The sequence below is a fragment of the Streptomyces sp. NPDC046716 genome (assembly GCF_040645755.1).
GTDB lineage: Bacteria > Actinomycetota > Actinomycetes > Streptomycetales > Streptomycetaceae > Streptomyces.
The window spans coordinates 1-25,957 of record NZ_JBEYYU010000042.1 but is presented as its reverse complement, the minus strand read 5'-3'; the positions used below and the strand labels follow the sequence as shown (position 1 = coordinate 25,957).

Sequence of the window (25,957 nt, the reverse complement as noted above, 5' to 3'; positions counted from 1 at the left end):
CCGCCCGCGCCCCGACGATGGTCTCAGTGATCGCGGCGCCGCACCCGAGGGGGACCTTCCACGCCGCCGCCCGTCCCGATGTCACAGGCGCGGGCGCCGTCTCGTCCATGGGGTCGTGCACCGAGCACACGCACCCCGACGCACAAGGAGCGGACGATGAACCTCGCACTGTGGATCACCACGGGCCTGTTGGCCGCGGTCGCGCTGGCCGGCGGAGTCACCAAGGCGTTCGTACCGAAGCAGAAGCTCGCCGCGGCGCACGGAGGCGGCTGGACGGCCGGTGTCGGAACCGGATTCGTGAAGGGCCTCGGCGTGCTGGAGCTGCTGGCCGCGGCCGGGCTGATCCTGCCCGCCGCACTCGGCGTCGCGCCGGTCCTGGTACCGGTGACCGCCGCCTGCTGGATCGCCCTGATGATCGGCGCGATGATCACCCACGGCCGGCTCGGCGAGTACCCGCTCGTCGCGGTGAACCTCGTCTATCTCGCCCTCGCGGCCTTCGTCGCCTGGGGCCGGTTCGGTCCCGGGTCCTTCACGGGCTGAGCCGGGGCGGGCATGATCGTGCGTGTGTTCCTGGCGGACGGCGGCGGACCCGTCGGACGGCTTCTGGTGGCGCGATTCGTGCTGCGGGGGCACCGGGTCACGGCGGCGACGACGAGCGAGGACCTGCTGGAGACGCTGGCGCGGTGGGGCGCGCGGGGGACGGTGATGGACGGGGGCGACGCCGTGTCGGTCGGCGTGGCGGTGAGCGCGGCGCGGCCGGACGCCGTGGTGCACCGGATGACCGCGCGGGGCGCCGCGAGCACGGATCACCTGCTGGCCGCCGCGCAGGCGGCCGGTGTCCCGTACGTCGTCCTGTGGTCGTCCGGCGCCGCGCCGCGCCGCCTGCCGGACGCCGAGACCGCGGTGATCGAGGCCGGCGGCGCGGTGCTGCCGCGCTGCGGGCACCTCGACGCCGCCGTGACCGCCACGGTCCTGGCCGTGGAACGCCGGACGGCCGGAGTGCTCCGGTGCGCCCCGCACCACCCGGACGAGGAGAGTTCACGATGAACGGCACCAGGACCGAGGAGTTCCAGGAGCTGCGCCCGCTGCTGTTCTCGATCGCGTACCGGATCCTGGGCAGCGTGAGCGAGGCCGAGGACGCCGTCCAGGAGACCTGGCTGCGGTACGCGGCGACCGCGACGGAGCCTCGGTCGGCGAAGGCGTTCCTGTCGGCGACGGTGACCCGCCTCTCGATCGACGTCCTGCGCTCGGCGCGGGTGCGGCGGGAGGCGTACGTGGGCCCGTGGTTCCCGGAGCCGCTGCTCGCCGACCCGTACGAGGACCCGGCGCGCGCCGCCGAGCTGGCCGACTCGGTGTCGACGGCGGCCCTGCTGCTGCTCGAACGCCTCAGCCCGCTGGAACGGGCCGCCTTCGTCCTGCGCGAGGTCTTCGACTTCGGCTACGACGACGTGGCGTCGGCGGTGGGCCGCTCCGAGTCGGCGTGCCGTCAGCTCGTGGTGCGGGCGCGTCGTCACATGGCGGCGGGCCGCCCCCGCTTCGAGGCGGACCGCGCCGAGCGGGAGAAGCTGGCGGCGCGGTTCTTCGACGCGCTGCGCGAAGGCGACGTTCCCGGTCTGCGGGATCTGCTCGCCGCCGACGTGTCGATGGCCGGCGACGGCGGCGGCAAGGCTCCGCAGCTGGCCCGGACGATCCTCGGCGCCGTGCACGTGTCCCGGCTCCTCGGCTCCGTCTTCCCGCGGATGGCCCGCGCCGCCGTGACCTGCGAGCCCCGCGAGGTCAACGGCGAGCCCGGCGCGGTCTTCCGCGACCAGGACGGCAAGGTGCTGCACACCATGGCCCTGGAGATCCACGACGGCCGCGTCCAGACCATCCGCACCGTCATCAACCCCGACAAGCTGGCCCACCTGGGACCGGTGGCGGACGCGTGGGCCGTCCACGAACGGGTGCGTACGACGACGAGCTGATCGCCGCCCGGCACTCGGGGGCGCGGGGCTGTATCGATCAGCGGCTCCGCCGCGGGGCGCGGCCAGCCACGACGACAGCCGCACCCGCCCACCACCCACCACCCACCGCCCGCCCCCGCACCAATCAGCCCCACTGTCAGACCCGGATGTGACACTCGGCCGTATGACCGAACGCTGGGCCCTGGCCCCCACCGAGCACGGCGGCGCCGCCCTCGCGCCGCTGGGCCCGGACGGCCGGCCCACGGCCCCGGTCGCCCACGAACCCGACCTGGCACAAGCCGTCCGCACCAGGCCGGAGGCCACCCGCTGGGTCTGGCGCGACACCCACACCGTCTACCCCCGCCTCCTGGCAGCCGGCGTCCGAGTGGACCGCTGCTACGACATCGAGGCCGCCGAAACCCTGCTCCTCGCCCACGAGGGCCGCCACGGCGAACCCCGCTCGGCCGCCGCCGCCCTGGCCAGACTCCGCGGCGGCCCGGTACCGGCGGACCCGCCCCCGCGCACGGCGGCCCCGGGCTCCCAGTCCTCCCTGTTCGAGCCCCGCCCACCCGTCGACGTCCCGCTCCCCGACCTCATCGACGTCTACGCGGACCAGCAGCGCCGCCACACCGCCACCGCCCACCCCGACCGCCTGCTCCTGCTGACGGCGTCCGAGTCCGCGGGCATGCTGGTCGCCGCCGAGATGCACGGGGCGGGCCTGCCCTGGCGCGCGGACGTGCACCGCGCCCTGCTCACCGAACTGCTCGGCGACCGCTACGCGGGCGGCGGTGAACCGCGCAGGCTGGCCGAGCTGGCGGACGAGGTGTCGGCGGCGTTCGGCAGACGGGTCCGCCCGGATCTGCCGGCGGACGTGGTGAAGGCGTTCGCGCAGGCGGGCATCAAGCTGACCTCGACCCGCCGCTGGGAGATCGAGAACATCGACCACCCGGCGGTGGAGCCCCTCATCGCGTACAAGAAGCTGTACCGGATCTACACGGCGCACGGCTGGTCCTGGCTCCAGGACTGGGTCAGGGACGGCCGGTTCAGACCCGAGTACCTGCCGGGCGGCACGGTCTCGGGCCGCTGGACGACGAACGGCGGGGGCGCGCTGCAGATCCCCAAAGTGGTGCGCCGCGCCGTGATCGCCGACCCCGGCTGGCGGCTGGTCGTCGCGGACGCCGCGCAGATGGAGCCGCGGGTGCTCGCGGCTATCTCGCGCGACCCGGCGTTCATGGAGGTCGCGGGCCAGGACGGCGACCTGTACCAGTCGATCTCGGACCGGGCGTTCTCCGGCGACCGCGGCCAGGCCAAACTGGCGGTGCTCGGCGCCATATACGGGCAGACGTCGGGCGACGGCCTGAAGAACCTGGCGCTGCTGCGCCGCCGCTTCCCCCGCGCCGTCGCCTACGTGGACGAGGCGGCCCGGGCCGGCGAGGAGGGCCGCCTGGTGCGCACCTGGCTGGGCCGCACCTGCCCTCCGGCGGTGAACGCGGCGGACCAGGAAGAGGCCGGCATCCCGCAGGACGCCCCGGAGGACCCGTCGCCGCAGACCTCACCCGCGTACGGCTACACCTCGTCGAACTCCCGGGCCCGCGGCCGCTTCACCCGTAACTTCGTGGTGCAGGGCAGCGCCGCGGACTGGGCGCTGCTGATGCTGGCCGCGCTGCGCCGCGAGCTCGACGGCATGGCGGCCCAGCTGGTCTTCTTCCAGCACGACGAAGTGATCGTGCACTGCCCGCAGGACGAGGCCGACCGGGTCGCGGAAGCGATCCGGTCGGCCTCGGACCTGGCGGGCCGCCTGACCTTCGGGCGGACGCCGGTACGGTTCCCGTTCACGGTGGCGTCGGTGGAGTGCTACGCCGACGCGAAGTGAGCGGCTACTCGCCGGAGGTCCACTTCCCCGACAGCGCGATGTCCTTCAACTCCGCCATGGTCAGCGCCGGTTCGGGGCGCGTCGCATCCTTGTTCTGGGCACTGGAGTTGAAGGCGGAGACGACGACCCGCATCCCGTCGGGGCGGATGGTGTCGGCGGTCCACTCCACGATGCCGGCACCGCCCTTGTCGTCACCGTCGCCCTGCCGCGTGGTGACCTTCGTGCCGTCGGGCCGCACCTCGGCGTCGCTCCCGAAGAGCTGGGACTCCACGTCCTTCATGTCGGACTGCACGTTGATCTGGACGAAGGTCTCGCCCTTGCCGTCGTCGACGGTGACGTACGCGTACTCGGCGTCCTGCCCGCCCTCGTCGGTCACCTTCACCCGCTCGGGCAGCAGGGCCTTGAGGTTCTTCAGGATCGACGCCCGGTCGCTGCCCTGGGCGGGCGGCTGGGGCAGGGGCTCGTCGGGCGCGGTGCCGATGGCGTTCATCACGGGCCGCCATTCCTCGGCCAGGACGAGCGTCCGCAGCTGCGCGAGACCGAGCGGCGGCCGGGGCCGGGTGACGGCGGCGTCCTTCTCGGCGGGCGCGTTCCACTCGTTCGCCGTGACGGTGTAGCCCTCGGGCGTGACGAGGAACGCCGACCACAGCTTGGTGTCGACGCGCCGGTCCGGATACTCGTAGCCCCGCATCAGCATCAGCCGCGACCCGTCGGACAGCTTCTCGTTGCGGCACTCGTCGTACGGCACGAACTTCTTGTCCGGGCACTTCAGTTGCTCGGCCGTGCCGACGCCGTCCGGGTCGACGGCACCGACGCTCACCCCGATCGCGGCCTTGCCGTGGCCGTCGTCGTACACGACATGCGCGAGGGGTCCGGGCACCTCGTCCGTGCCCCGGCCCTCCTGCCCGCTCAACTTCCCCTTCGGCAGGAGCCCTTCGAGAATCCCGATGACCTTCGCACGAGGAACGGCGGCCCCGTCCCCATGCGCCTTCTTGCTCTGCGCCTTGCTCTGCGCGGCGGTCGCGCTGGGCCGGGCCGCCACCCCTGCGCCCTCGGCGGTGGCGGTGTCGAACACCCCGCCCACGTACGAGGCCCCGAGCCCGACGACGGCCAGCGCCGCCACGCTCCCGCTCACCGCACCGGCCCGCCGGCGCAGCAGCCGCCGACGCCCGCCGAGCATCCCCCGCTCGACCAGCGCCGTCCTGTCGTCGACGACGAACCGCTCCCCGGTGCGCCGCAGCGCCCCACCGATCTCCTCCTCGAACGCGTCCGCGCCCGTGTCCCCGCCCACCTGACCCATCTCGCCACCCTCTCCTTGATCAGCCTGTCGTCCGTCGGTATGTGCTGGTGCGCGGCTCACCGCGCGGCGAACTCGGCGATGCTGCCGCCGAGTTGCTCGCGCAGCCGGGCCAGCGCGCGGCTGCTGCGGGTGCGCACGGCACCCGAGCTGAGGTGCAGGGCGTCCGCGGTCTCGTCGATCGACCGGTCCTCCCAGTACCGCAGCACGACAACGGCCCGGTCCTTGGGCGGCAGCCCGCGCAGCGCGTCGAGCAGGGTCAGCCGCAGGGACGCGTCCCCGGTCCCCGCCGCCGCCCCCTCCGGAAGATCACCGGACGGCCGCTCCCGGGCCGATCGCCGCCGCTGGTGCGCGAGGAACGTCCGCACGAGCACGGTCTGCGCATAGGCCGCCGGATTCCCGTCCCGCACCGCGGTCCGCCCCCACACGACGTACATCTTCCCGAGGGTCTCCTGCACAAGATCCTCGGCGAGATGGACATCCCCGCTGGTCAACAGAGAGGCAGACCGAAAAAGCTGCCCCGATCTCCCCTCGGCGAACTCCCGGAACGCCCCATCAAGCGACCGCCTCATCCGGCCCGCTCCCCCTTCGTCGCACCTACACCTGAATAGATGCGGTGGCACACGGGAAATGTTGCAGACCCGGCCGCCAGGAGTTCGGGCACCGGCACGAGACGAACAAAAAAACCCCAGGCCGGATGAATCCGACCTGGGGTTCCAAGATGAGCCGCCTTCGGGATTCGAACCCGAGACCTACGCATTACGAGGGCCTGCAAGATCATCCCGGGCGGTGCCGGCAGGTGCCGTCGAATCCAGTTTTCGCTGATCACAGGCTTGCGAACTTGATCGGTGTGACGGCTGGTCGACCCTGATGCCACGCAGTCCGCTCACGCAGCGCTCACGCGCTGGACCGCGTGAAACCCTTAGGGCTCGCGTCGCTCAGCGCCCCAATGGGAGCCACAGTGCCGCACCCAGCTTGTCCAACTCGGCCCCGTGACGGACTGCCCGCGCCAGCGCGGCAAACGGACGACGGCAAGGAGTGAGTCAACGGACGCTGCTGGCTCTACTGCGGACAACGATGGACCCGCGTCCTCTGGATCAGCCTCGGGAGCATCACCGGCGCCCAGGCATCCATGTACGCCCTGTTGGGCGGCCGATCAAAGCCGCGACGCCGTCGACGGGATCCTTTCCAGCATGGTCCAGCTCCACGAACGCCCGTCGACCATCAGATTGGTGTCGTCTGCGATGCGCCATCCGCTCATCCATCGGCCACCACCGTGATTGCGCGCCCGACACGAACAGGTGCATACATAGCCGAGTGCACTCATACAGCGAGGGTTGCACTTCTCGGAGCGGTCGAACTCCCTGCCAAGCAGAATGCGACCGTGCCGCTGCACAAGGGTGCCAGCGAGTTCGATGAAGTGGTCGGTGGCCACGGCCCAGGAGTCGCTTTCCCGTTCCCACTCCGGCCTGGCTCGCCGATGTACGTAGTCGTGCACGAACTGCTCATGCTTCTGCCAACCGTGCTTGGGGATCCAGTAGCCGGTGCGCCCCTTGGCGGGAAGAGTGACGATCGGGGCGTCGATGTCGCCCCACAACGGGATCCACGATGGTCTCGGCACAGGCACTTCCCGGATCGTGCTGCGCGGGCGGCTCGGCACCGAGGGCGAGCTGCCGGAGGAGCCGGTCAGGTAGAGGGGTGCCCGGGGCGCTCCGGGCTGATAGCGCTGCTTTGCCGACTCCGGGCACTGCCCTGTCCGCCGGTCGGCGCGAGGATGGGCGAGCACCTTCCCGGTACGCCGATCTATCCGTATGACGCCGCCACAGAGCCGACACCGACCCTTCTCAGTAGGGGAAGTGGGCAAAGTGCTCCCCTCGCACTGAGAGAGTCCGAATGCTCTGACGGGTGCAGGCCCTTCGGATGCGGCAGGGCCAGCGTAGGCGTGAAGTCCACTGACGGAAACCGAGTTGGAGATTTCTGACTACACACCTGGCCATCACGCCCGAGCTCCATCAGCGTGCACCAGGAGACCTTTCGGGAACCGGGACGAGGGAACCCGACAGATACACGGCCGCCAGGAGGCTGGCGCCAGACGTCCGGTACACCGGGATGGTCGGCGCTCACTCAGTCTTCTTGTTGCCTTGCTCGTCGTTCCCGCGCAGACGACGCGCTCGCTCCGCGATACCGCTGGAGAGCTTGTTCTTCACCGAGTTGGCCCGGTCGAGGGTCTCATTGCCAAGGCTTCGAGCCGCACCAACACCATTTACCCCTCTTTCCAATGCTCTGTCCCTCACTTCCAGGGCAGCTTCTGTCCATCGCTTCGCCTCAGATGAGTCGCCACCGGACTCAATTCCGAGCCGCACGTGAAATTCATGGACGCCGGTCGCAACCTGGTTACTCGACTGGACCACAGCCGGGGAGGTGGTCGGGTGCAGCAACACCTTGGCGTTAGCCACGCCAGCAGCGACGTTCATCCTGGCCAGCAGAGTCTCGGTGGTCCGCGAGATGTGCTCCAGCCGGCCTTGCCGGGCGGCCTTCAGTCCGAGGCGATGCCCGTTGAGCTCATCAGGGGACGCGTCCAGCACCCTGTCGAGTTCGAGTACGGCGATCGCGTCCTGCAACTGGAAACAGCGAGCCAGAACGGCGAGCCATTCTCGAACGATGACCTCAACTTCCTTGGCCATCGTGGCTAGATCACCGATCTTGGTCTTGCGCTCCATGTTCTCGGCAAGCGCGTCGAGTTGACGCAACGCGTACGCCTGCGTCTCCGCAATCGTCGCCGGCGCGGCGTGCACCTTCGACCAGATGACCTCGTCGACCCTGCCCCGCTTCTCTCGGATGGTCATGGCCTCCTCGATCACGAAGCCCACTCCGATCATGCGGGCCAACACAGCGTCCTTCTGGGCACGCAGTACGTCGTCGACCTTCTTGTCGATCGCGGCGAGATAGTCAGTGATCTCGTCCATGCTCTGTTGCATGGCGACCTGCGCCATGAGCTTTCCGGCGTTGGCAAGAGTCGCCGGGTTAGACAGGAGCGATCGGGGCGCGTGCGCGAACTCGAGGAAGCCCTTGATCTGCCCCTTCTGTCCCTTCAGCACACCTGTGCTGAGCCCTGTCTTCGCGCTCTCCCTCAGGCCATACTTCTTGAGGAGCAGTGCCGACTTCGGGGTCAGCTTCACCCATTGAGCGGAGTTGGCGGCGACCTCCGATCCTGCCTCTGCGACTGCAGCACCCGTAGTGAGAACGGACTTGTACCATCGCGGTCCGAGGCTCTTGGAGGGCAGCCCCTCCGAAGCGAGGAAGTTTTCGACATCCTTCGCACTCCCGATGACTGTCAGTCCATCCCCGTCGCTGATCAGCTGAATCTCGTTGTCCATGGTCCGCTCCTGGAGTGACTTCTCGCCGTCGAAGGTGGTCGGAGTTCGCAGAGTGATCGCCGGGCCGCGGCCGAGGTCCTCCAAAGGCGGGAGACCTCGGCCCCGACCCGATCGAGGCGTGGGTGCACTGCTCTCGCGCCGACGTGGCCGCGCGGGCTCAGCTGTCGGGCATACCGGTGGTGGCCCACTCGTCGGCGAAGTGCTCCATCTGCTTCAGGACCAGGTCCACAGCCACCGCGCGCCGGTCCGGCGGGTAGCCGTGGCGGGCAAGCAGGCGCTTGATGGCGCTGCGGAGACCGGCGCGGACCGATTCACGAGCGATCCAGTCGGGCTTGAGCTTCTTCTGGACCTCCGCGACGAGATCGCGGGCGATGCTCGCCAGGATTTCATCGCCCATGAGCTCCTGAGCCGTGTCGTGTTCGGCCACGGCGTCGTAGAACGCGAGCTCACGCCAGTTCAGCGGCGGGTCGAACTTCTCGCCTCGCCTGGCATCCTCCACCACCTCCTTGGCCATCTCGACCAGCTTGGCGATGAGTTCAGCACTCGTGTACTGCTGCCGCGTGTACCGAATCATCAGGTCTTGCAGACGATCAGAGAAGGCCGTGCGGCGGACGATGTTGTGACGCGTGACCTCGCGCATCTTCTGCTCGATGAGTCGACGCAGCGCCTCCGCCGCGAGGTGGGGGGTATCGCTGCCCTGGAGCTTGGCGACGAGGGCGTCGTTGAGGTGCGTCAGGTCGGCCATCTCCAGGCCGGCCTCGGCGAACAGGTCCGATATCCCGCCGGTCTCGACCACGGATGAGGTCAGCTGGGCGAGGTACAGCTCGACATCGCGGGCGACGGGCAGGCCACGCGCCTCACGCTCCGCCGCGTCGAGCTTTGCCATGTAGGCGCGGACCTCGACGAAGAACTGGATGTCCCGGCGCCAGGTCGGGTGATCCGGAAACCGCTCGCCGATGTTCGTGGCGCTGGCAGACAGCGCGTAGAAGCGCTCCAACCGGTGGGAGTGGTCGCGGAAACGCCGACCGACGGTCTGACGGGGGTCGTCGAGCTTCTCCGGGTCGTTGCCAGGGGTACGCGGGTTCCGGAGGTACTCGGCGGCCCCGCCGGCGGCGTTGACGAACGCCTTCGCTGTCGGCTGTTCAAGACGCGCACGCCAGTTGAAGCCGCGCAGGATGTCGCTGATGATGTCGTACTCGTTGCGCAGCTCGTCCAGCGCGCGGTCGAGGTCCTGGCCGAGGGTGCGGTCCGCCTGGTCGGCGTCCGTGTACTCGGCGATCGCCTTCTGCAGGTTCTCCGTCAGCGGCGCGTAGCCGACGAGCAGACCGTCCTCCTTGCCGCGAAAGCGACGGTTGACCCGGGCGAGGGCCTGCATCAGGTTGGCGCCCTTGAGCGGGCGGTCCAGGTACATGGTGTGGACCGGCGGGGCGTCGAAGCCGGTCAGCAGCATGTTGTTGACGATGAGCAGCTCCAGCTCGTCGTCAGGGTCCTTGGCACGATTGATGACCGCCTTGCGCTGGCCGTCGGGCAGCGCGTGAACGAGCAGGTGGTCCTCGTCCTTGCGGGAGTTCGACGAGAAGACGATCTTCATCGCACCCTTGGCAGGTTCATCGTGGTGCCATTCCGGCCGCAGCTCGCGCAGGGCGTCGTAGACGCGAACGCAGATCTCGCGGGTCGCACAGACGACCATCGCCTTGCCGGCCTCCCCGCCCTTCTCGGAGACGCCGACGAATGGCTGCATCCGCTCGCGCCGCTCCTCCCAGTGAGCCACCAGGTCTTCGGCGAGGTCTCTGACACGGGCAGGTAAGCCGTACATGGCATTCATCGTGGCGACGGCCGTCTCAACCCGGCGGCGTTCGGTGTCATCGAGACCGTCGGTGATGCGGTCAGCCTCTTCGTCAATCTTTGTCGGGTCGACGTCCTTGCCGAGGACGAGCTTAATGACGCGGCCTTCGTGGAAGACCTTGACCGTCGCGCCGTCGTCGGCAGCCCTCTTGAGGTCGTAGATATCGATGTAACCGCCGAAGACCTGGCGGGTGTTGCGGTCGGCCTCGGAGATCGGGGTCCCGGTGAAGGCGAGGAGCGTGGCGTGTGGGAGGGCGTCGCGGAGGTGTCGGGCGTAGCCGTCGAGGTTGTCGTAGTGGCTGCGGTGGGCCTCGTCGACGACGACCACAATGTTGCGCCTGTCTGAGAGCAACGGGTGGTCGGCCCCCGACTCCTTCTCTTCCTTGGTCCTGCCGAACTTCTGCAGCGTGGTGAAGAGGATGCCACCGGTCCGCTTGGCCGCGAGCTCCTCCCGCAGTTGGGCCCGGGTCGATATCTGGAGGGGCGTACCCGGAAGGATCTCGCTCTCCAGGAAGGTGGAGTGCAGCTGGTCGTCGAGGTCGTTGCGGTCGGTGATGACTACAACAGTCGGGTTCAGCAGGGCCGGGTCGCCCATCACCATCGCCGAGGTAAGCACCATCTCCTCGGACTTGCCCGAACCCTGCGTATGCCAGACGACGCCGGCCTTACCGTCTCCAGATGCTGCCTCCCGCACCTTCTTCGCGGCCTCGGTCACCGCGAAGTACTGGTGCGGCTTCGCGATGCGCTTCATCCGCTTGGCCGGGACGAAGTTGATGAAGGACCGGCACATGGAGAGGAACCGAGGCTGGGTGAACAGCCCGTGCAGGGCCAGATCCTGGCCCGAGTCAAACACCCCATCGCTGTCCGCAGCGAACGGGTCGACCCGAGCCCCGGACTCGTCCGTGTTCCACGGCGCGAAGTGCTCGTACGGAGTGAAGGGCGTGCCGTACTTGGCCGTGACGCCGTCGGAGAGCAGCACCACCGCGTTGTAGCGGAAGGCAGTCGGGAACTCCTTCACATACCGGGAGACCTGGGAGTGCGCGTCCTGGAGCGTGGCGCTCTCGTCGCCGGCGCGCTTCAACTCCAGTACGGCGAGCGGGAGTCCATTGACGTACAGAACGATGTCGAAGCGACGCCGTTTCTCGCCGTCGACGACGGTGACCTGGTTCAGCGCGCGGTACGTGTTCCCATCCGGGTCCGTCAGGTCGACGAGGCGGATGGTCGGGTTGCGCTCGGCACCGAAGGCGTCGGTGTAGACGACGGAGCGGATGCCGGTCGTCAGGTAGCCGTGGGCGGTGCGGTTCTCCTCGTACGTGTCCTGCGACTCCGGGGTCGCCGCGGCCGCGATGGCATCGCGTACGGCGTCCGGGGGCAGCTCAGGGTTAAGCCGCTCAATCGCCTCGCGGAGATCGGGGTAGAGGATCAGGTCGTCCCAGGACTTACGGTGCCGGGAGCCGGGTGCGAACTCATTGCCGGAAGCGGGCAGCCAGGCCAGCTCGGCGAGCTCGTCGAGAGCTAGCAGCTCCCAATCGGCTTCAAGGGGTCGGCGGTTCTGACTTCTGCTAATTCCGCTCTCGTCGTCGTGCGTCACGCGTGGTCCTCGACAATCTTCTCGGCGTCTTTGACGCGAAAACGGCCGGACATGAGCTGAGGTAGGAGGGTGGCGCGAAGGTCGGCGAGGGTTTTGGACTCTTCCGTGACCTGCCGGAGTCGACCGTCGAGTGCCTTGAGCTGCGATTCGAGCCCATCAATTGCCTGCCCACTTGGCCAGCTCAACTCTAGCCCCAAGAATTGCTTCTTGTTGATCGATCCGAACACCGTCCCCTCAGCTTCATATGGCAACCATACGGAGGGATCAGAAGAGAGCGCTTGCAGAAGCACATGCGGATATTGCGCCGATCGAACGGCGGCAACTCCGCGCCCAATTCCACATTCCTCTGTAGCTACGTTGATCTCACCAACCGGGGCGCGCACGCTCACAAGTACGTCGTTCTCATAGGCGCGGCGTGTGACTGCAGTACACCAAATCCGGTGGCCTGGATAGCGCACACCAAAATCTCTGGTGCCTTGATAGAAGGGGAGCCCTGCTTCAATTTCGTTATATGTATCACCAGGGGGTGACTGGCCCATGATGACGCTCGCGACGTCGGTGATCAATCGCGGGGAACGCTCAACAGGACCCCGAAAAAGTGCCCCACCCAACTCATTGATCGTGGCCGCGATGCGCTCATTGGAGGAGATCTTGGCATCCAACGTACCAAGCAGGTCCGCGATCGCGTCCTGTTCGGCACGAATCGGCAGCGGGACCTCCTCGGTCTCCGCAAATCGCGTGAATTGGAATCGGGCCACGCCAGTGTGTTGTACCTGATGGACCCACATATCTCCCCTGGCATAAAGGTACTGAAGGTACCAGTACACATAGCGAGGATTAGCAATCACCGGGTCGACCCGCAGGAAGCGCGCAAAACTCGCACATGTAACATCGCCCGAGAATGCATCTAGGACTTCCTGGGAGATGAGTACCGTCCTCCCAGTAGGCCGGTCACGCGACCCGCCTGCAGTCTCGATCAGAATGTCATCCGCTCGCAGTAGACGTCGGTGCAGCGTCTTCTGCGACAAATACCTGAGCGGGACACCCGCGATGCGTCCCAGACTCACCTCCGCGAAATCCGTTCCACGAATCACATTAACCGGAGCATGCCCCTGCTGCGGCTCACCCTTCCCCCAGTCGCCATCCTTGGTCGTAGTCAGTAGAGCCCGAAAGACCACCGCCTTCGATTCAGACACTGATCCTCCCGAGCTGCTCCCGAACGGTCTTCTCCAGCTCAGCGGACTTCTCGAATAGCCCGTACAACTCCTCAGTCAGCTCAGCGATTCTCTCCGCCACCGCCGCCGCGCTCTCCTCCTCCTCCGCAACAGCCCCCACATACCGCCCCGGCGTCAGGACATACCCACGTTCCCGGACCGTCTCCTGGTCGGCCGAGAAGCAGAATCCTGCCTCATCCGCGTATGTCAGCCCCGCTTCACGAGCCGAGGCCGTCCCTCGCCATGCTTGATAGAGGTTGGCGATCTTCGCGAGGTCGGCCTCCGCCAGTACGCGCTCCGTACGGTCGGTCATCTCGCCCATGTTCCGAGCGTCGATGAAGAGGATCTCGCCGCGCCGGTCGTCCAGGCGCTTCGCACCCTGCGGGGACTTGTCCTTGGCCAGGAACCACAGGCAGGCCGGGATCTGGGTGGTGCGGAACAACTGAGATGGGAGCGCAACCATGCACGCCACCAGGTCGGCTTCCACCAATGCCTGACGGATCTCGCCCTCGCCGCTCTGTTGGGAGCCCATGGAGCCGTTGGCCAGGACGATGCCGGCGGTGCCCCGCTCGCCCAACTTGGCGATCATGTGCTGAAGCCAGGCGTAGTTGGCGTTGCCCTTCGGCGGTACCCCGTACTTCCACCTCGGGTCGCTCTCGTCCCGCGCCCAGTCCTTGATGTTGAAGGGCGGGTTGGCCATGACAAAGTCGGCCTTGAGGTCCGGGTGCTTGTCGTCGGCGAAGGTGTCCCCCCAGCGAGGGGCGAGGTTGCCGTCGATGCCGTGGATGGCGAGGTTCATCTTGCCCAGGCGCCATGTGCGCTCGTTGAGCTCCTGGCCGTAGACGGCGATGTCCGCCTTGTGGCCGCGCCCCTGGTGCGCCTCGATGAACTTGGCCGCTTGGACGAACATGCCGCCCGAGCCGCACGCCGGGTCGTAGACCCGTCCCTCGTACGGCTCCAGGATCTCCACGATCAGCCGGACGACGGACTGCGGCGTGTAGAACTCGCCGCCCCGCTTGCCCTCGGCCCGCGCGAAGTTGCCGAGGAAGTACTCGTACACCTCGCCCAGCACGTCCTGTGCGGGCTTGTCGCCGCTGCCGCCGAAGCGGGCGTCGCTGATGAGGTCGACGAGTTCGCCGAGACGCTTCTGGTCGACGTTGTCGCGGTTGAAGATCTTCGGCAGGACGCCCGTGAGCGAGGCGTTCTCGCGCATGACGGCGTCCATCGCGTCGTCGAGGAGCTTGCCGATGCCCTGACTCTTGGCGTGCGTGGCGATCCACGTCCAACGGGCGGTCTCCGGGACCCAGAAGACGTGGGCGCCGGTGTACTCGTCCCGGTCCTCCAGGAAGTCGTCCATCCGGTCCTCGGTGATGCCGTCATCGGCGAGTTCCGCGGCAAGCTCGGAACGGCGCTCGCTGAAGGCGTCGGAGACGTACTTCAGGAAGATCAAACCAAGGACGAACTCCTTGTACTGCGCGGCGTCGATGGAGCCGCGCAGCTTGTCGGCGGCCTTCCACAGGATCGCCTGGATCTCCTTGGCGGTGGAGGCGCTGAACAACTCCGCCTGGTCGGTAGGTTTCTTCGCAGCGGTAGCCATGGGGCAGACCGTCTCCTTCAGTCGTCGGTTCCGGGAAGGTTCTGGAGGGTGAGCGTGCCGTCGGCGATGCCGGCGGCAGTGAGGCGGACCAGGTCGTCGAGGGCCGCAGACTGCTCCCGCAGGAGGTGCGCGCGGGTCTCGATCTCCGCGAGTACGGCGTCGAAACGCTCGGCCTCGCGCCGGCTCAGGTCGGGGATGAGGAGGTCTTCGATGCCGCGCGAGGCCCGTACCGCGCCGCTGGTGCGCGCGTAGTCGGCGGCGGCCGCCCGCAACAGTGCCGCGAGTACCCGTGGCAGCACCGGCGGGTCGGCGTCGGGGTGGACGCGGAGGATACGGGCCGGGGCTGCCACCAGGGACAGGCCCGCTTCGTCGACGTAGGTGCCGAAGCGGGGGCTCGTAGTGACGACGATGTCGCCCGGCTCGGTGAACAGGGCGTGCTCGTAGCCGGTGAGGAGGACTCCCCGGTCGATGCGGCGTCCACCCGGGCGTGCGATGCCGAGGACCTCGTCGGGGGTGAGCACGGTGTAGTGGCCGTCCGCCGTGAGGTGTTCGTCGGCGAAACGGTGCCCGGGGCGTCGGCGCAGGCGCCGGTCATCGAGGAGCCGGCGGACGGTGGTGCGCCGCACAGGCTGGTCGTCGGGGCGCAGCACGACCTGGGCGCTCAGTGCCGTGCGCAGATCGGTGCGCTGCCGGGCCTGCTCGTGCAGCTCCGTCAGGCTCTGCTCCAGGGCGCTGATGCGGACCGGACGCTCGATGACACCACGGGTGTAGCGGGCCGTGGGCGGGCGGTGCTGGGTGGTGAAGGCGGCGCCCGGCCGGTCGTCGAGGTCCTTCGCGGGGACGATCACCGCATGGCGGGGTTCGTGGCGGCGGTCGCCGCGCCAGGGGGCGGAGCGCCAGATGGCAATGTCCGCTGCGAGCACGTCAAGGACCGTGTCGGTGAGCGGCTGCGCGGAGTAATCGGCGAGGAGGACCAGGCCCGTGCGGTGTTCCGCCGAGGTGCGGGCCAGCACCCAGAAGGCAGTGCGGTAACCGGGACGGTAGGGGAACGCGCCGTCGGGCAGGCTCACCGCGGCCTTGAGTAAACCGTCCCGGAGGAAGGACCGGCGCAGGCGGTCGGCCTCGCTATGCCGGGGGAGCGGGCGGACGAGCACGTCGGCGGGGCCGAGAACGACGGCTGTCGAGCCTTCGTCGAGGTAGTCGGTGAGTGCCTGCACCTGTTCCAGGACGACCTGTGGGCTGCGGTTCTCCCCCGACTCGTATGGGAGGACGGAGACCAGCAGATGGGGATATCCCCAGTCGTCGACGGGCAGGTCCTCCCCTTCGGCGACGCCGAGGTCGAACTCGTTCACGCCTCGGACGAGCATCCGGCGGCGGACCAGGCGGACCCGCACCGGGTCGAAGTCGGCGGCGAGGTAGGTGTGGCCGGAGTCCTCGGCGGCCCGGGTGTGCAGGGCGGCGAGCAGGTCGCCGGAGCGCGCGTGCGTGGTGGCGACGACAGAGCCTTCGTCGAGGGTGTCGACGCCGGAGAGGGCCGCAAGGGCGCGTACCACGGCCGGGGTGGGCTCGTCGGCGGCCAAGTCGTGGGAACCGAGGCGGCGCCGGGCCTCCAGGACCCAGTCGAAAGCCTCGGCGGGGGTGTAGGCGGCCTCGGTCAGCTCGTCGGCCAACGCTGCCAGCTCGGGACCGAGGCAGTCCGGCTGCGGGACGGCCTTCAACTCGGCAGACATGTACGTGTTCTCGGGATCGAGCTCGTCGGCCTGGGTGAGGACCGCGTCCCAGCTCTGGGCCGAGAGAGGAACGTCAAGTTGTTGGCGCAGGCAGATCAACGCGGTCAGTGCCCGCACCAGGACGGAGGCGGAAAGGGCAGGCGTCCGCCAAGCGGCGAGGGTGTACAGGGCCAGTTCGGCCTGCAGGCGGCGGGGTTCGGCGTTGCCGCGACCCGTCGTCGTCAGCCAGTTGACGACCGCGCGCGCGTCAAACAGGGGCCGCCCTTCTTCGTGGGCGACGGGAGCGGGAAAGTCCGAGTGCCTGCGGCTCCAGGTGGTGGGTACGGGCCGCCGCACCTGGGCGAGGGTGGCGATTTCCGCATAAGTGATCCGCCAGGCCGACGGCTCGGGCACGATGGGCGACACGGCTCCTTCGCGTGTGCTGGTCACTCGCTCGCCTCCCTCCTCCGCACCGGTCCTGTTGGGCATCCTCGTCGGCCGATCAGCGGGCTTGGAGGGTGGCAGAACCCTATAGCGAAGACGAAAAGGCCAGGAGAGGAAACCTGATAACCCCGGTTATCAACATCTGCAACGAATTTCTGAGCCGTCCTGTCTCACTCTGGTGCTCGTACGGCGCACCGACACCTGGTGCTCGCCGCAGTCGAGATCCGGAGGTCTCTCCATGTCTGACAACGCTCCGACGACCAGATCAGAACAGGATCAGCCTGCCGCGTCCCGTTCCGCGACGCTCGCCTCGCAGGATCCTGCCCCCGAGTCCGTACCGCTCGCCGAGCTCGTGGAGGCGCGTCTGGCTTTCGCGCCCCTCGGCGAACCCGTGAAGGCTCTCCTGACCGAGGCGCTCGGCAGCGCGCAGACCCTGGGGAACTCGCCCATGGGCCGGATCTTCCTCGACTCCGTCTCTGTGGAAGGTTTTCGGGGCATCGGTCCTCGGGCCTGGCTGAACCTCAGCCCCCGCCCGGGTGTCACGCTCGTCGTGGGCCGCAACGGCTCGGGGAAGTCCAGCATCGCCGAAGCCATCGAGACGGCGTTCACCGGCACCAACATGCGTTGGCTCGGGCAGGATGCGACGCGCACCAGCAACTGGCGCAACCTGCACGACGGGGCCAAGACGGAGATCGAGGTCAAGCTGACGGTCGAGGGGGACTCTGGCCGGAGCTCGCTCACTCGCGCCTGGACCGGGCACAACATCACCGACTGCGTGGGTACGTTCCGGCGTCCGGGACACGGCGCGGTCCCCCTCGACCAGGCGGCGTGGAAGCAGGCCCTGACGGACTACCGTCCCTTTCTGTCGTACGTCGACCTCGGTCGCATGATCAGCGGCAAGCCCTCCCAGATGTACGACTCCATCGCCACGATCCTCGGACTCGGGCACCTGAGCTCCGCGTACAACCACCTTGGGCTGCAGGAGAAGGCGCTGGGCGACGCGATCAAGGCGGCGAAGAACGAGCTGCCGGAAATCACGGCCGCGCTGTACGCACTCGAGGACGACGAGCGTGCGGTCCAGGCGCTCGTCGCCATTGAGACGAAGGGCCGGCCTGACTTCGAGGCGCTGGACGTACTCGTGGCGGGCCTGCCCTCCGACGATGACGGTCTCCTCGCCGAACTGCGCGCCGCGGTCGACATGCGGGGACCTGACCTGGAGCAGGTCGGAGCTGCGGTGGACCGGCTGCGCGAGGCACTCGCCGGAGTCGAGGACGTGCGCCTGACCGGGGCCGAGGACGCGTTGCAGCGCGTCGGCCTGCTGGAGAAGGCCCTGGCCCACAGCAACCGTTATCCCGACGAAGGGTCCTGCCCGGTCTGCGGCACGGAACGGGTCCTCGACGCCGAGTGGGCCGCCGACGCCGATACCCAGATCACCCTGCTTCGGCAGGAGGCAAAGACCGCCGAGGACGCGCGCAGCGAACTGCGATCGGCGGCACGGGCGGCTCAGAACCTCATCGAGACGCCTCAGCGGATCCCGGTCGCCCTGACCGATCCCTGGAACGAATGGCTCGCCTGCCGTGCGATCAGCGATCCGGCTCAGCTTGTGCACCGCTTCCACGACACCGCCTTGACCCTGTCCGACGCCTGCGCCGCGGTAAAGGACAACGCCGTCCGGGAGCTGGAGAAGCGGGACGAACGGTGGCGCCAGCTCGTCACGCGCCTGGCGAGCTGGATGGAGAAGGCCCGCACCGCGGCGAACGCCGAGCCCCAGCTCGGCCATGTCAGGAAGGCCCGCACCTGGGTCAAGGGTCTCACCGCCGAGCTGCGGGAGAGGCGCATGGAGGGCTTCACCGGTCACTCCCAGCGGATCTGGGAAGAGCTTCGCCAAGAGAGCGACATCGACCTCCAGTCGGTGAGCCTCCAGGGCAGCGAGAGAGCCAACGTCCGCAAGCTTGTCATGGACGTCACTGTCGACGGGGAGGAGGCTTCGGCGCTGAGCGTCATGAGCCAGGGGGAGCAGCACTCTCTCGCGCTGTCATTGTTCCTGCCCCGTGCCGCCACCGCCGACAGCCCGTTCGGCTTCATCATCATCGATGACCCCGTGCAGTCCATGGACCCGGCCAAGGTCAACGGGCTCGCCCATGTCCTGCACGAGCTCGGCAAGCACCGGCAGGTGATCGTGTTCACCCACGACACCCGGCTTCAGCGCTCTTTCACGACCCAGGAACTGCCGGTCACGGTGTTCGAGGTCGAGCGGGGCAAGGCGTCCAAAGTGAACGTCAGGGCGGTAACCGATCCGATCCGCCAGGCGATTGCGGATGCCAGGGCTCTCGCCAGCACCGAAAATCTTCCGGAGGCGGCCCGCGCCCACGTGCTCCCCGCACTGTGCCGGATCGCGCTGGAGAACGCGTTCGTCGAGATGGCCTGGGTCCAGCACCTCCGCTCCGGGGGCTCCGAGCACGATCTGCAGTCCGCCGTCGCCGACGCGGACAAGCTCATGAAGATGGCCGCGCTGGCCTTCTTCGGCGACATCGGCCGCACCGGCGATGTCTACCAGGAGCTCCGCACCCGTTGCGGCCCGCGTGCGGTGGACCTCCTCAAGCAGTGTCAGAGCGGTGCCCACGCCACGGGAACCCGTATCGCCGACGCTCACCGCTTCGTGAGCGAGATCAACGAGCTCGCGCAGAAGGTGCGCAAGACGGAGGTGGCAAAGTGACCGGCGCCGCAAGTACTTCGATCGACGAGCTGCTGCTGACAGCCGACCAGTTGCTCTCCGACCCCAGCGTCGAAGCCTCGGCGGCCGGTCGGCACCGTGGAGCCTCCCTCGCGCTGCGGACCGCCCTTGAGATCGCGGTCGACCGCACGCTCGACGCCGCGATGCCGGGACTGGCCGGCATCACCACGCGGGCGAAGATGCTCTGCCTGCGCTGCTACACCGCCGCGACCACCGCCCGCAGGGCCAACGCCGTCTGGTCACACCTCTGCCTCGGGTGCCACTACCACCAGTACGAGATCGGCCCTACCCGAGACCAGGTCCACTCATGGCGTGCGGAGGTCAGCGAACTGGTACGGGAATTGCCTCGTTGACCGAATATTCACAGCTGGCCCACGCGTCTGATAAGTCTTTGCCGGGGGCTGGGCATATGCCCAGCGCGCAGCGTCTCTCGGGGCGCCGCAGGGGGGAGGGGACGTACATGAGCACCACCATGCGCGACGAGATCATCACCGAAGAGCAGAAAGCGGTGGACCGCGCCTACGACTGCTATGAGAAGCGACTGGCCGAACTGAGCGGCGGCTCGGTCGCCGCAGCCTCGGCCAGCGGCAAGGACAGCGTCGCCAACCGGAAGGACGCCGAGGAGAAGGCCGCAGAGTACGCCGGCCTCGGGGACGCGTCGCTGGTCGTCAGCCGCGTCAGGGTCCAGCCGGGCGAGGAGTCGGACACCTTCTACATCGGCCGCCGTGCCGTTTCCGACGTCGAGACCCGCGAGACCGTCGTAGTGCTGTGGACCGCTCCGGTGGCGGAGAAGTGGGCGAAGGCTCTGCCCGAGGCACCAGGTGAAGTGCTCTTACGGAGACAGTTGCGCTGCGCGAAGAACGTCGTCGAAGCGTACGTCGATGAAATTTCCGTCGTTTCTCCCACAACGCCGTCTGTCATCGATGGCACCGCGCCCGAAGCGGGGGCCCAGGACGATTCCAAGGTCGAAACGTCCGACACGCCAGCGGTCCCGTCGGCTCCTACCCCGTCCGATGTCGCCCAGCTCCATCGGCAGAGACAACAGCCGCTCGATGACTTCCTCCTGCGAGAGCTCCAGCGCTCCCGCAGTGGCAGCATGCGGGACATCGTCGAGACCATCCGCCGCGATCAGATGGATCTCGTCACCGGTTCTCCCGCCGACATCCTTGTCGTGCAGGGCGGCCCGGGCACCGGAAAGTCCGCGGTCGGCCTGCACCGCGTGACGTGGCTCGTCAACAACGACCACTTCAAGGCGCAGGACGTCTTGGTCATCGGCCCGCACGAACGCTTCCTCGACTACGTCGGCCAGGTCCTCCCGACCCTCGGCACGCGGAACATCAACGCGGTTCAGATGAACCGCCTCTGGGACGGCGATGTCCTCGGCACCGACACCCCACGCGCGCGACTGGTCAAGTCCGACGACCGCATGGCCGCCGTCCTGCGCCGACGCGTGGAACACGAGTGTCGCCCCGACGCGATCGACGAATTCACCACTACGCCCACGTACAAGGACGCCAAGCCCGAACTCGCGGTCACGGCTGGCAGTACCACTCTGCGTATCCCGCGTTCCGAGGTTCTCGTCCTTCTCCAGGAGGCACGCGAGGGCGACGGCTCCTACCGCGAGCGCCGCAACCGCTTCCGCAGTCTGCTCGTGGACCGCCTGCTGCAGGAACTCGTTGCTCTGGCCCCACGCCGCAGCCAAGGAGACACGATCCGCCGGGACCTGGAACGCAACCGCCAGGTCGAGCGGCTGATCGAACGCGTCTGGCAGTCGCCCGGTGACAGGGAAGCCCTCAGAAGCCTCTACGACTCCCCCGAACTCCTGCGCACCTGCGCCAACGAGGTCCTTGACCCGGAGGAGCAGGCAGCCCTTCACCGTCCGAGAGCAGCCACGGCGGACGCCGACCTCTGGACCCTCGACGACCGCGTCTGCCTGGAAGAGCTGCGCTACCTCATCAGCGGAGAGACTCCACAACGCTACGGGCACATAGTCATCGACGAGGCCCAGGACCTGACCCCCATGCAGGCCCGCTCACTGCGCCGACGCATCGCGGTCAACGGCTCCATGACCGTACTCGGTGATCTCGCCCAGGCCACGGGCCCGTATGCCTACGCCGGCTGGGACCGCCTCGGCACTCTGCTGTCCGATCACGGCGACTGGCACGTCGCCGAACTGAACACCAGTTACCGCGTACCGGCGGAAATCATGGAGTTCGTCGCACCTCTGGCCCGCACGATCTCCCCCTCGCTCCCCTACCCGCGGGCAGTGCGCCAAGCGGGCGCCGACAGCGTCCGGACTCTGGCAGCCGAACCGTGGACGCTGCTCGACGAGACTGTCACTCAGACGACCCGACTCGTCGGCACCAGCGACGGACACACCCTGCGCCGCGTGGCAGTCATCGTTCCCGACGACTCCGGCTGGCTCGGCGAGATCAATCGTCATCTCGACCAAACCGCCGGCCTCACCGAAGAGCACCGTGCCACCGTGTCCGTTCTCGCCGCCGCCGACGCGAAGGGCATGGAGTACGACCATGTCCTCGTCGTCGAACCGGCCACCATCGCCGACCGCGGACCGGCTGGGCTGCGCCAGCTCTACGTCGCCCTCACCCGAAGCACCCAGAGCCTGACCGTCCTGCACACCTCTCCGCTCCCGGATGCCCTCATGGACACCACCGATACTCCCGGGCCTGGTACCAACCCCACCGAGCCGTCGATGGCGGCCGGCGACGTACCCGAGATCGGCGCCGACATCCGTGTCCGCGTCCTCGACTGGGGTACAGGCGGCCGCTACAAGGTCAAAGCGCTCTCCCCGCCGGTCAAGGTCCCCCTGGTCCTGACCGTCCGCCATGGATCGACCCCGCCCCGCCCCGGCGAAAAACTGGACTGCTGGGTCTTCGCGCAGGAGAGGAACCACTGCCTGCTGACGACGGACAAGCGTGGACGCCAGCCCATCTCGGCGACGATGGCCGAGCGCTATCTTGCGGCGCTCAGCGTGTTCGGCGAACTGACTGTCGACGGCGTCGACCTACCGGAGAACGCCCGTGAACGGCTCTCCGAGCTCAAGGGCATGGCCAACCGCGTACTCCGCCGCGACCAAGCGGACTGGGTGGACGTAAGACGAGTGCTCGGCTCACCCGACAGACGGCGCCTGAACCTCTTGCGTGACCTCGCCGCCGAAACCAATCGCGCCCTCAAGGACGACAGCCTGGATGTGAGTCGTCTCCGCGAGAACCTGGCGCGAACGGACTGGTCCCCCTCTCTGGCCCAGGCCCGGGAGACGCTTCAGCACCGCATGACCACCTTGACCGAGCCGACAGTCGAGACCGCACCCACACCCTCCGCAACCCAGCCCGAGCAGGAAGCAGCCGAGCCCATGGCACCCGCCGAGGACACCGCCGTAACGACACCGTCCGCGACGAATCTTCTGCACACGCTGGAGACCACTGCGGCCACCGACCGCACGTGCAAGAAGCACGAAGCGGTGCGTCACGCCCTGATGTCGGCCTTGTTCGAGGCCGACGAACAGGCGACGTCATCCCACGTCGTAGATGTCAGCCGCACGGCCGAAGATGGCGACTTCCTATACGAGATCCTCGGCGCCGGTCACTCCGCCTACACCGACCTCCGCTCGGGTGCCGCCCGCCTCATGGAGATCAATCACACCCTGGCTGCCCCCGCCGACCGTCTCTACCTGGTCCTCACCGAGCCGCCGGCGGAGGACTGGTCCGCCGAAACTCTGCTCGCCATCTACGGTGTCCACCTCCTCTGGCGCACCCACAACGGCTGGGCCGGCCGGGACAAGGATGCCGCCCTGGGCTCGGCGCAGCCATAGGCGCCATCGGTCTAGATTGATCACATTGGCAGCATGAAGGAACGATGCGCGGCGCAGAGCACAGCGGGAACGTCACTCGACCTACCCCGCAGTCCCGAGCACACAGCTGACCGCCGCGCATTTGGGGTGCGGGATGTGCAGCCGCCTCTGGTTCTCTTCGACCTCGACAACACCCTCGTGGACCGGCGGGGAACGCTCGCCGGGTGGGCCGCAGAGTTCACCGCCCAGCACGGCCTGGAGGACGAAGGTCAGGCGAACGTCCTAGACATAGTGGCCGAGCGGGCCTATCCGTCCAGCTTTGACGTGCTCCGCACTCGGTACCGGCTACCCATGTCGGCTGCGGAGTTGTGGCGTGCGTACTGCACTGACATCGCGGCCTTGGTGTCGTGCCAGGCCGGGGTCCTCGACGGGCTTGGAGGAGTTGCGTGCGGTCGGTGGGTGGGTGGGTGGGGGGGGACCAACGGTGCGGCGGACATCCAGCGCGCCAAGCTGCGGACCACCGGTATCTCCGAGCGCATGGAGGCATTTTCGACTCCCAGGAGGCTAACGCGCGCAAGCCGCAGACCCGGCACTTGATCAGAGTGACGGACCGAAGCGTGCTCTGCTCGAAGTGGAGCGGATGCTGAAAGTCCTCGCCAGCAACCAGTTCCACGACCTGGCACCCGCGGTCGAGTCCGGCGACGGCTTGTTGCACAGCCACCGGGAGCGCAGGGCGTGGCGGCAGCAGGTGCTGCGAGGGGCTGCGTTCACCCTCTGTCTAACGGGCATTGTGTTTGCCCTAGCGTCATCTGCGGTGGGGGTGGCCTTGGCTACAGCCGGCGCAGCGGGGCTAGTGGCTACTTGGGACAAGATCCTTCATCTGTCCACGAGCTCGGACGCGAACAGGTCAGCGCCCAGCTGACCGTTCGAACTCGGCGAGCGTGGATCGAAGGGCCGGCCTTCACGATCTGATGGGCGATGGCCTCCGGAGCTAGCACGCTGTCCGTACGACGTCCTTGCGGAACGCTTCGGGGTAAAGATTGGGCACCGCGAATTCCTCCCCACCCGCACTACAGCACAGGCCAGTTCAGATATCACCCGCTCTCGCAGCAGACCCTTCTGCCCGAATCAGACTGATCAGGGCTGTAGCCGGGCAGGCACCGACCCATGAGCGGAGCGTTGGCGGACTGGGCATGTGCGGTGGCCGAGGGTGAGTTGAGTGAGTCTCTTCCTCGTCGATGGGCGCACTCGCAAGGGGTCGCGCGGTGCGCAGCCGCGCTGGCGGATCTCCTGGGAGACGACGCCGACCTGCTGGTGTCTGCCGGCGTGCTGCACGATGTGGGCTACGCCCCGCGGCTGGCCGTGACCGGCTTTCATCCGCTGGATGGTGCCCGGTTTCTTCGTGACGTTCACGCTGCGGACGAGCGGCTGGTGCGGTTGGTGGCAAACCACTCGATGGCCTTGCTGGAGGCCGAGGAACGCGGGTTGCGCAGCGAGCTGGAGGCCGAGTTTCCGCTGCTCGACGATCACCGGCTCGTGGATGCCTTGGTGTACTGCGACATGACGACGACGCCCGACGGGGCAAGGACCTCCGCCGAGGGCCGGCTGGCGGAGATCAGGGACCGCTATGGCGCTGACAGTCTTGTGGGGCGGTTCATCCGTCGGGCTGAGCCGGACATCCTTGCGGCCGTGGGGCGGGTGGAGTCGGCGCTGGCCGCTCAGCCCAGGTAGGGGTAGGTACCGGCGAGAAAGTCGCCGATCTGCTGGCGCATGCTGGGGTGGATGTCGTACTGGTCCAGGTCGGACGGCTGGACGTAGCGGACACCGTCGGCTTCGTCGTTGATGGTGGGTTCGCCGCCTACCGGTCGGCCGATGTAGGTGTTCTCGTACTGCTGGCGGATCTCGCCGTCGGTGTAGGCCACGATGTGGTTGGGGTTGGTGTAGACACCCAGGAAACCGGTGATCTCGGCGATGATGCCGGTCTCTTCTAGGCACTCGCGCACCGCGCACTGTGCCGCGGTCTCGCCGATGTCCTGGGCGCCGCCCGGCAAGGCCCACTGGCCCGTGTCTCGACGGCGCTGGAGCAGGATGGCGCCGCTCTCGTCGACGACGAGCAGGTTGTTGGCGGGGATGAGCGTGTTCGCCTGGGGGGCCTTGGGATCGTTGTAGTACTCAGTCCTGCCCATGAGACGAGGACACCTCCTGGTCTGGCGTCCAAGGCCGTGCACCGGCCCAGACTGCTTCGAAACTCTGAGCGTAGTTGTCGAACCATCCGGCAGAGTCAACTCTCTTCAGGTGTAACAGAGGGTTGGCGCTGGCCGGTTGGCCCCAGACGTGCGGATTGATCAGTAGGTCGTCGTCGTAGCGGAACAACGATGTGTAGAGGGTGGTGTCGTGGAGTCTGACTTCGCAGCCGGCCTCGGTCACTAAGGGCTGTCCCGTAACTGATCTTGAGGTGGACGCAGCTGTAGTCACAACATTGAGTGCCGCCCCTATCCGGCGAGGACGAGGTTGTACAGGCG

17 protein-coding genes and 1 pseudogene are annotated in these 25,957 nt (G+C 68.0%); 8 read left to right on the top strand and 10 right to left on the bottom strand.

The genetic code is table 11. The annotated features are described in order from the left end of the window. Positions 1–156 precede the first annotated feature (156 nt). From ABZ930_RS27725 to ABZ930_RS27710, 4 genes are all read left to right on the top strand, one after another. The gene (locus ABZ930_RS27725) at positions 157–540 is read left to right on the top strand and encodes a DoxX family protein (protein ID WP_361553208.1); all 384 of its coding nucleotides are present in this window, start codon (positions 157–159) and stop codon (positions 538–540) included. Between the two features lie 12 nt (positions 541–552). Continuing rightward, positions 553–1,047 carry a hypothetical protein gene (locus tag ABZ930_RS27720; protein WP_361553205.1) on the top strand — a complete coding sequence of 165 codons (495 nt, stop codon included), beginning with the start codon at positions 553–555 and terminating at the stop codon, positions 1,045–1,047. Beyond that, positions 1,044–1,964, top strand: a complete 921-nt coding sequence (locus ABZ930_RS27715; protein ID WP_361553202.1) for an RNA polymerase sigma-70 factor — start codon at positions 1,044–1,046, stop codon at positions 1,962–1,964. Before ABZ930_RS27720 ends, ABZ930_RS27715 begins: the two co-directional genes overlap by 4 nt. 163 nt (positions 1,965–2,127) lie before the next feature. Next, complete coding sequence (locus ABZ930_RS27710; protein WP_361553199.1) at positions 2,128–3,816, top strand: bifunctional 3'-5' exonuclease/DNA polymerase; 1,689 nt, start codon at positions 2,128–2,130, stop codon at positions 3,814–3,816. Positions 3,817–3,820: 4 nt separating this feature from the next. On the opposite strand, the gene ABZ930_RS27705 is transcribed toward ABZ930_RS27710, so the two are convergent. The 8 genes from ABZ930_RS27705 to ABZ930_RS27670 form a co-directional block, all read right to left on the bottom strand. Continuing rightward, positions 3,821–5,116, bottom strand: a complete 1,296-nt coding sequence (locus tag ABZ930_RS27705) for a hypothetical protein (protein ID WP_361553196.1) — start codon at positions 5,114–5,116, stop codon at positions 3,821–3,823. Between the two features lie 56 nt (positions 5,117–5,172). Then, entirely contained in the window at positions 5,173–5,685 is a 513-nt protein-coding gene (locus ABZ930_RS27700; RefSeq protein WP_361553193.1) for a SigE family RNA polymerase sigma factor, read from the bottom strand. Between the two features lie 584 nt (positions 5,686–6,269). Continuing rightward, positions 6,270–6,710 carry a hypothetical protein gene (locus tag ABZ930_RS27695; RefSeq protein WP_361553190.1) on the bottom strand — a complete coding sequence of 147 codons (441 nt, stop codon included), beginning with the start codon at positions 6,708–6,710 and terminating at the stop codon, positions 6,270–6,272. A gap of 523 nt (positions 6,711–7,233) precedes the next feature. Then, entirely contained in the window at positions 7,234–8,490 is a 1,257-nt protein-coding gene (locus ABZ930_RS27690) for a hypothetical protein (RefSeq protein ID WP_361553187.1), read from the bottom strand. 157 nt (positions 8,491–8,647) lie between these two features. Continuing rightward, positions 8,648–11,926 carry a type I restriction endonuclease subunit R gene (locus tag ABZ930_RS27685; RefSeq protein WP_361553184.1) on the bottom strand — a complete coding sequence of 1,093 codons (3,279 nt, stop codon included), beginning with the start codon at positions 11,924–11,926 and terminating at the stop codon, positions 8,648–8,650. Continuing rightward, positions 11,923–13,122: a hypothetical protein gene (locus ABZ930_RS27680; protein ID WP_361553181.1), complete on the bottom strand. Its 1,200-nt coding sequence runs from the start codon at positions 13,120–13,122 to the stop codon at positions 11,923–11,925. Before ABZ930_RS27680 ends, ABZ930_RS27685 begins: the two co-directional genes overlap by 4 nt. After that, positions 13,115–14,737, bottom strand: coding sequence for a class I SAM-dependent DNA methyltransferase (locus ABZ930_RS27675; RefSeq protein WP_361553178.1), 1,623 nt, complete (start codon positions 14,735–14,737; stop codon positions 13,115–13,117). Before ABZ930_RS27675 ends, ABZ930_RS27680 begins: the two co-directional genes overlap by 8 nt. Positions 14,738–14,754: 17 nt before the next feature. Further along, positions 14,755–16,896, bottom strand: coding sequence for a hypothetical protein (locus tag ABZ930_RS27670; RefSeq protein WP_361553176.1), 2,142 nt, complete (start codon positions 16,894–16,896; stop codon positions 14,755–14,757). 346 nt (positions 16,897–17,242) lie between these two features. On the opposite strand from ABZ930_RS27670, the gene ABZ930_RS27665 reads away from it, so the two are divergent. The 4 genes from ABZ930_RS27665 to ABZ930_RS27650 all read left to right on the top strand — a co-directional run bounded on the left by ABZ930_RS27665 (position 17,243) and on the right by ABZ930_RS27650 (position 25,166). After that, positions 17,243–19,606, top strand: a complete 2,364-nt coding sequence (locus ABZ930_RS27665; RefSeq protein WP_361553173.1) for an AAA family ATPase — start codon at positions 17,243–17,245, stop codon at positions 19,604–19,606. Next, positions 19,603–19,977, top strand: a complete 375-nt coding sequence (locus ABZ930_RS27660; RefSeq protein ID WP_093681760.1) for a hypothetical protein — start codon at positions 19,603–19,605, stop codon at positions 19,975–19,977. The genes ABZ930_RS27665 and ABZ930_RS27660 overlap by 4 nt, the downstream gene beginning before the upstream one ends. A gap of 107 nt (positions 19,978–20,084) precedes the next feature. Beyond that, positions 20,085–23,456 carry an ATP-dependent DNA helicase gene (locus tag ABZ930_RS27655; RefSeq protein ID WP_361553170.1) on the top strand — a complete coding sequence of 1,124 codons (3,372 nt, stop codon included), beginning with the start codon at positions 20,085–20,087 and terminating at the stop codon, positions 23,454–23,456. A gap of 1,146 nt (positions 23,457–24,602) precedes the next feature. Then, the gene (locus tag ABZ930_RS27650) at positions 24,603–25,166 is read left to right on the top strand and encodes an HD domain-containing protein (protein ID WP_361553167.1); all 564 of its coding nucleotides are present in this window, start codon (positions 24,603–24,605) and stop codon (positions 25,164–25,166) included. On the opposite strand, the gene ABZ930_RS27645 is transcribed toward ABZ930_RS27650, so the two are convergent. Together ABZ930_RS27645 and ABZ930_RS27640 are read right to left on the bottom strand one after the other, a co-directional pair. Then, the gene (locus ABZ930_RS27645) at positions 25,154–25,621 is read right to left on the bottom strand and encodes an NUDIX domain-containing protein (RefSeq protein WP_361553164.1); all 468 of its coding nucleotides are present in this window, start codon (positions 25,619–25,621) and stop codon (positions 25,154–25,156) included. The two genes, ABZ930_RS27650 and ABZ930_RS27645, sit on opposite strands and share 13 nt — an antisense overlap. Beyond that, positions 25,608–25,871: pseudogene (locus tag ABZ930_RS27640) on the bottom strand (XRE family transcriptional regulator); the annotation flags it as partial. The gene ABZ930_RS27645 and the pseudogene ABZ930_RS27640, both read right to left, overlap by 14 nt. Positions 25,872–25,957 lie beyond the last annotated feature (86 nt).